At 31.8% G+C, this 5,402-nt stretch carries 5 protein-coding genes and 1 pseudogene; 4 read left to right on the top strand and 2 right to left on the bottom strand.

The features are described 5' to 3' along the window. Positions 1-288: 288 nt before the first annotated feature. Complete coding sequence (locus BAU23_RS30110; RefSeq protein ID WP_000283272.1) at positions 289-426, bottom strand: hypothetical protein; 138 nt, start codon at positions 424-426, stop codon at positions 289-291. Positions 427-1,040: 614 nt separating this feature from the next. Between BAU23_RS30110 and BAU23_RS04535 the strand changes: the two are divergent. From BAU23_RS04535 to BAU23_RS04520, 4 genes and pseudogenes are all read left to right on the top strand, one after another. After that, positions 1,041-1,227, top strand: a pseudogene (locus BAU23_RS04535) (hypothetical protein). A 524-nt stretch (positions 1,228-1,751) separates the two neighbouring features. Continuing rightward, positions 1,752-2,264: a protein kinase gene (locus BAU23_RS04530; RefSeq protein WP_071733666.1), complete on the top strand. Its 513-nt coding sequence runs from the start codon at positions 1,752-1,754 to the stop codon at positions 2,262-2,264. Positions 2,265-2,710: 446 nt separating this feature from the next. Then, positions 2,711-3,277, top strand: a complete 567-nt coding sequence (locus BAU23_RS04525) for a TetR/AcrR family transcriptional regulator (protein ID WP_071733665.1) — start codon at positions 2,711-2,713, stop codon at positions 3,275-3,277. A 58-nt stretch (positions 3,278-3,335) separates the two neighbouring features. Then, positions 3,336-5,192 carry an alpha/beta fold hydrolase gene (locus tag BAU23_RS04520; protein WP_071733662.1) on the top strand — a complete coding sequence of 619 codons (1,857 nt, stop codon included), beginning with the start codon at positions 3,336-3,338 and terminating at the stop codon, positions 5,190-5,192. Here the strand turns inward: BAU23_RS04520 and BAU23_RS30395 are convergent. Then, positions 5,160-5,402, bottom strand: a 243-nt coding sequence (locus tag BAU23_RS30395; protein ID WP_208611236.1) for a hypothetical protein, incomplete at its 5' end; no start/stop codon positions are given. The genes BAU23_RS04520 and BAU23_RS30395 overlap by 33 nt on opposite strands.

Here is a 5,402-nt window from a genome sequence, read left to right as displayed (position 1 = left end):
ATCACCATTGTGGATCCTTTAAAAATAATTGAATATCATTAATATATAAATGTTATATTTTAAATAATTTATATAAAATTATGATAACTTCATATAAATTATTTTTGTATCAAAGGGTACACCTTTTGAAGTGACATGATTTCTATGAAAAACAATGTGTCAAGAAGTTTGAGATAACATTTTGAAGTAGGGCTACCGCCACATGCCCACCAACCTAGCAGATAAGCTTGCCCCAAAAATGATATAAACGAACTAAAAGACATAAAACAATAAACACGTACTTCATATTTATTTTTGCTGTGGACGATAAAAAGCATCTACCAATTGATTATACTCGCTTCTTGAAATTTCTTTATTATACAGTTTAATTAATAACTCTTTATGCGCTTTCGAAAACGCTATTTTATCAATAAATTTTGGATACATACGATCATTTTCTCCCTGTCTGATAAATTATTCTGTTGCATTTCGTCTATTTCCCCTGAATATTTTAAAAAATAAACCAACAATGTTTTATGAAATATTACATATCGAAATGATTGGACATTTTGTAAGTGCTTACTTTTACGAAAATGACAACAACCCTTCATTTCCCCTATGAAGAGGGTGAAGCAAAAACATAAAACCATTATATTTAAAGTTTAATCTACATGAATCGACATGAAAAGACTTTTTTAGACCAAATAATACATAATTTTATGTAATTGTACATATCCAAATAAAGTAAAAGTGTATTTAAGGTACCATTATATAATGAAAGACTTTGAAACTATTTAACTGAAAATGAGTATGGTGAACTTTTAGTAATAAAAAGAAAACAAAAGCCGAACCTTTCAATAGAAAGTAGGAATGACGTTGTTATTAAAAGTATTAATGAAGATGGATGACTTTGTTTAAAAAAGTAAAGCGCACATAACGGGTGCCTTTTTATTATATATAAATTACGGAATAAATAGTAATAAGAATAAGATAGACAATTGGATTAAAAAAGTGTATATATCTCTTGGGTGATTAATTCAATTCAAGGAGAACACAGTCCGATGCGAAAAAAAGATTTATTAAGACAATGGAAAGTGGATTTACAGGAGATTGCTAAAGAAAAAGAGAGAGAAAAAAGAAAAAAAGAAGCGTAAGAAATACTATATTCCTGGTAGCTCATTTCATTTCATGACTAGCAAGGATACTTATCACAAGAAGAATGGGGTTTGGAAACAAAAAAATAAGTAAATGCAAGTGTAAATAAGTTTCGATTAAATATACTATTACTATTTTAGGCGCTGTCGTTATCGGCTTAGCGTCTTATTTGTTGTTAAGGGGAGGGAATTCCACTAGGATAGATGCTAGTTAATTTTTATAACTGTTAAGATTTTTTCAGGTTAAAGTTCTCTTAACGTACAAAATACCGAATTAAATAAGGAGTTTCAAGATTACTGAGTTATGATGTTAACAAAATCGATTTCCCATTGGAAATCGACTTTAAAACTCTTCTTAAAGAAAAGCATCTGTTATTTTAATCACTAGCAATTTTGGTCATCTAAGAAAACAAAAGCCGGACCGTTCAATAAAAAGTATTAATGACGTTGTTATTGAAAGTACTAATGAAGAAGATGATGTTGCCTTTGTTTTTGACGACAGGAAAGTTAAGCGCCCATAATGGGTGCTTTGTTCTTTATTATATATAAATTGATGAATGAATAATAATCTATTAAAATTAAACAAAAATGTATATGAAAAATTGTAGGTGAGAAACTTTGGATTTAATTCGAAAATTAACTCGTATTTATGGCTTAGGGATTTGCTGTGGGTTGTGGAGTAAAGCTGCAGTAATTCAATGGTGTGATAAATTGATTGAAGCAAGTGACAGTCCGCCATATGAAATAATTGAGATATCCTTAATGTCTAAAGCAAAGATGGATGATATTGAAGGGAAGTTATTTGAGTTTAGTAGCACAGTTGATGAAGAATACACTGTTAAATTAACTCTTTCCGTCATTCATAAAAAACTAAAAAAACAAGAACTGACGATTGAAGAATCAATTAAATGTACCACTAGACTTTTAGTTAACAGGGGATTGTATTGGGAAGCAAAATATTTTGATTTATATAGTCTGGATGATAGCTATGACTTAGCTAAAGATGGTGTTCATTTTGATTTAAGCGAAGTTATTAATACATATGTTGAAACGTTAGGCGTTTACAGTAAGTATTTTAGGGGATTTGAAAAGCTGTATTTTAAAGTAATGAAAAATAAGTGGGTTAGATAACAAGAATTGAAGAAACATTATTTAGTAACAAGAAGGCTTGTCCGTAATCATATTAATAATGTGATGTGTAGTAATTACAAAAAAAAGAAGTGCGTTTCGCGCTTCTTTTTGAGGTCTCGCCACATCACCATCAAGCTAATGTTTTCATATCCCCCTAAATTAAAATTTTCTTTCTCTACAGATAGTTATTCCGAGAAGCCGCTCATTTTTTCGTTTTGGGGGCATTTCTTTTTCTTAAGTTGATGGGCATGTATGGTGACCCCTATTAGACGATAGTGAATTAACAATTTCGGGGTTCAGTTCAACTTTATTCAAAATAAGATTTTTTTGCAGTAAAATCAATGTTAGTGGAACTTTTTTAATCAAACTTTTTTCTAAATTAACATAAATACTTGCAACATTTAAATTAGTACTATATAGTTCTAGTTATGACAAAGGTAAAATTAATGAATCAAAAACGTGTGATTGAAGTAGCAGCAACATTATTTTTAGAAAAAGGGTTTGCTTATACAAGTATGGATGAATTAGTACGTGTAAGCAAAGTTTCAAAGTCTAATGTGTATTATCACTTTTCTAATAAGGAAGAATTATTAGAAGGGGTCGTTGATTATTGGATTGAAATGTATCAATCTACAATTGATGACGTACTTTCTCAGAACCAATTTTTAGTTGAAGATCGTATCCAACTGTTTTTAAAGCAATTATCACAAGGAGTTCAGTCGAGAGAGTATAAGGGGAGCTGTCCATTTATTACTCTTTATATTCAAAGTCCTACACAGGCCACGCAAATAAAAGAAAAAATAGGTCTTTTTTTTACAGAATTACAAAAGAAAGTTTCTCTATTACTTAAACAAGGGGTAGAGAATGGGGAATTCAGAAATACGATTAATATTGATGAGGTTGCATCACTTTTTATTACAAATCTTGAAGGAGCGTTATTTATTTCAGAAACATTGAAGGATGCAACTGTAATCACGAAAACAGCAGATCATTTTTTTAACTTGCTTCGATAAAAGAAGCTTTTTTTTTACATCAAATTAGTACTAAATAGTACTAAAAAGGAGGTTTTATATGAGAACAGTATTTTTAATTGGTGGAACAGGCTTTATTGGAAAGCAATTAGTGAAAGAATTAGCCAAAGAGGATGTTAAAATTCTTCTTTTAGTGAGGTCGAAAAGTAAAGCAACACGCATTTTTCAAGAAAGAGGCATCTTAAAAAAGGCAGTAATGCACTTTATTGAAGGTGATTTGACGAAAATAGATTTAGGTCTAAGTGCTGAAGATAAGGAGAGGATATTGAAAACGGATGTGATTATTCACGCAGGAGGCCCCATGGATATTCAAGTGACAAGTAAAGAGGCAGCTTCCGTATTTTTAAATGGCGCCAAACATATTAGTGAATTAGCTAAAAGTATTCATCAATTGAAGGGCTTGCAACAATTTATTCATGTTGTAGGTTATATGAGTCCCTTTGATGATAAAAATAGCAAGATTACAATTGATGTGTTTAAAGAAGGAAACAATTATTTGAAAATAAAAAATCCATATGAGAGAACAAAATTTTTAGCAGATCTTTATATCCGTCACCAGGCATCAGCAGTAGGCTATCCGCTTTCTGTAATTAATCCGCCAACTGTAGTCGGTAGTAGTAAAACAGGGAGTACAGAGCAGATAGCAGGATTAGGTTTGCTTGTGATGAGTATGCGAAGAGGGCTTATGCCAATGATTCCTGGAGGTAAGGGATATAGGTTACCACTTATTTCAAACGATGAGCTTGCGAAGTTTATTGTGCAGGTTTTCAGATTGGAGCAACCGACTATTCAAACATATACACTTGTTGAAGACAAACAGCACGATCAGAACATTGCTGAATTATTAAGTATTATGTCGGAAAGTATGAATATGAGGGCACCAAAAATCTCTGTCCCAATGCCACTTATGAAAGCGATTATGAATAGTGGAGTAAGTAAAATAACAAAAATTCCTTCTGATGGACTGAATTTTATTACAAAACGAAAATTTTCAAATGTTTCAGCGAAAAAAATTATGGGAGGAGATTGGTTTAAGAAGACGAGTGTAATGAAATTTTTCCCTGCCGTAGTAGCTGATCTGGATTATCGAATGATGTATCAAAATGGCCAGCATAATCATTTATTTAAACGAACATTATGCGATAACACTACCCTTTACCAATTACAAGGAGAGGGTAAACCTTTTATTTTATTACATGGTTTATTGAGTGATGGAGAGGATTTATTTCCTTTAGCACAAGAGCTTCATGAAAAAACTGGTCAACCTGTATGGATCTTGGATCTTCCAGGTTTGGGACGTTCTCCTTTTAAACGAGAGAAAAATCTTCTAGATATCTATTTGAATGTAGTGAAAAAGTTATTGGAGAAAGCTACTAATGGTGCACATCTAATTGGCCATTCATTCGGTGCGTTTATTCTTCTGGAAGCATTGGTACAAGAGTACATAGATAAGAAGCATTCAATCACTTTACTTCAGCCACCTGTTGCTAAAAAAAATGCTAAATCGCTAAATGTTCCTCAATTTATGAACAAATGGACATTAAAATTGGCAACTACTAATTTGATAGGGCGTTATTTATTAAGTAATGGTTTGTTTGAAAGTACGGAGAGCATCCCTGAACATTATATTGAAAAAATAAGAAACAGTTTTACTTCTCCTAGAATTTTAAATACTACGGTTCAGCTTAACAGTTTACTACTGAAAAACGATCAAGGTGATTTCAATGAAGTAACAAAGTATAATCTTCACATTATTTGGGGGGATTATGACAGAGGCTATTCTGCTCCATCGCATCTTGGTAAGGTTGATTTTGTTCCATATGGCCATCATTTTCCTCTTAGCCATCCGAGTGAAACGGCAACATTAGTAATAAAAAATAGTAATACTAGCAGATGAGAGTGTGGGATAAATAAAAAGTGTGTAGTAAGATCGTTGTGTCTTTGAAATAAAATCGTACTGTTTGGGGTCCCACCCCACATCCATCAACTTAAGGTATCCTTTTATACAAAATGTGGTTTTTTCACGTAGTCTTTTATTATCTTTTATAGATAGCATAAAAGTAGGCACATCAAATAAACCCTGACGGGTTTCAAATTTTTCGCTATG

Source organism: Bacillus nitratireducens (assembly GCF_001884135.1).
GTDB lineage: Bacteria > Bacillota > Bacilli > Bacillales > Bacillaceae_G > Bacillus_A > Bacillus_A nitratireducens.
The sequence above is the reverse complement of the archived record's forward strand: the minus strand, read 5'-3'. Positions and strand labels throughout refer to the sequence as shown.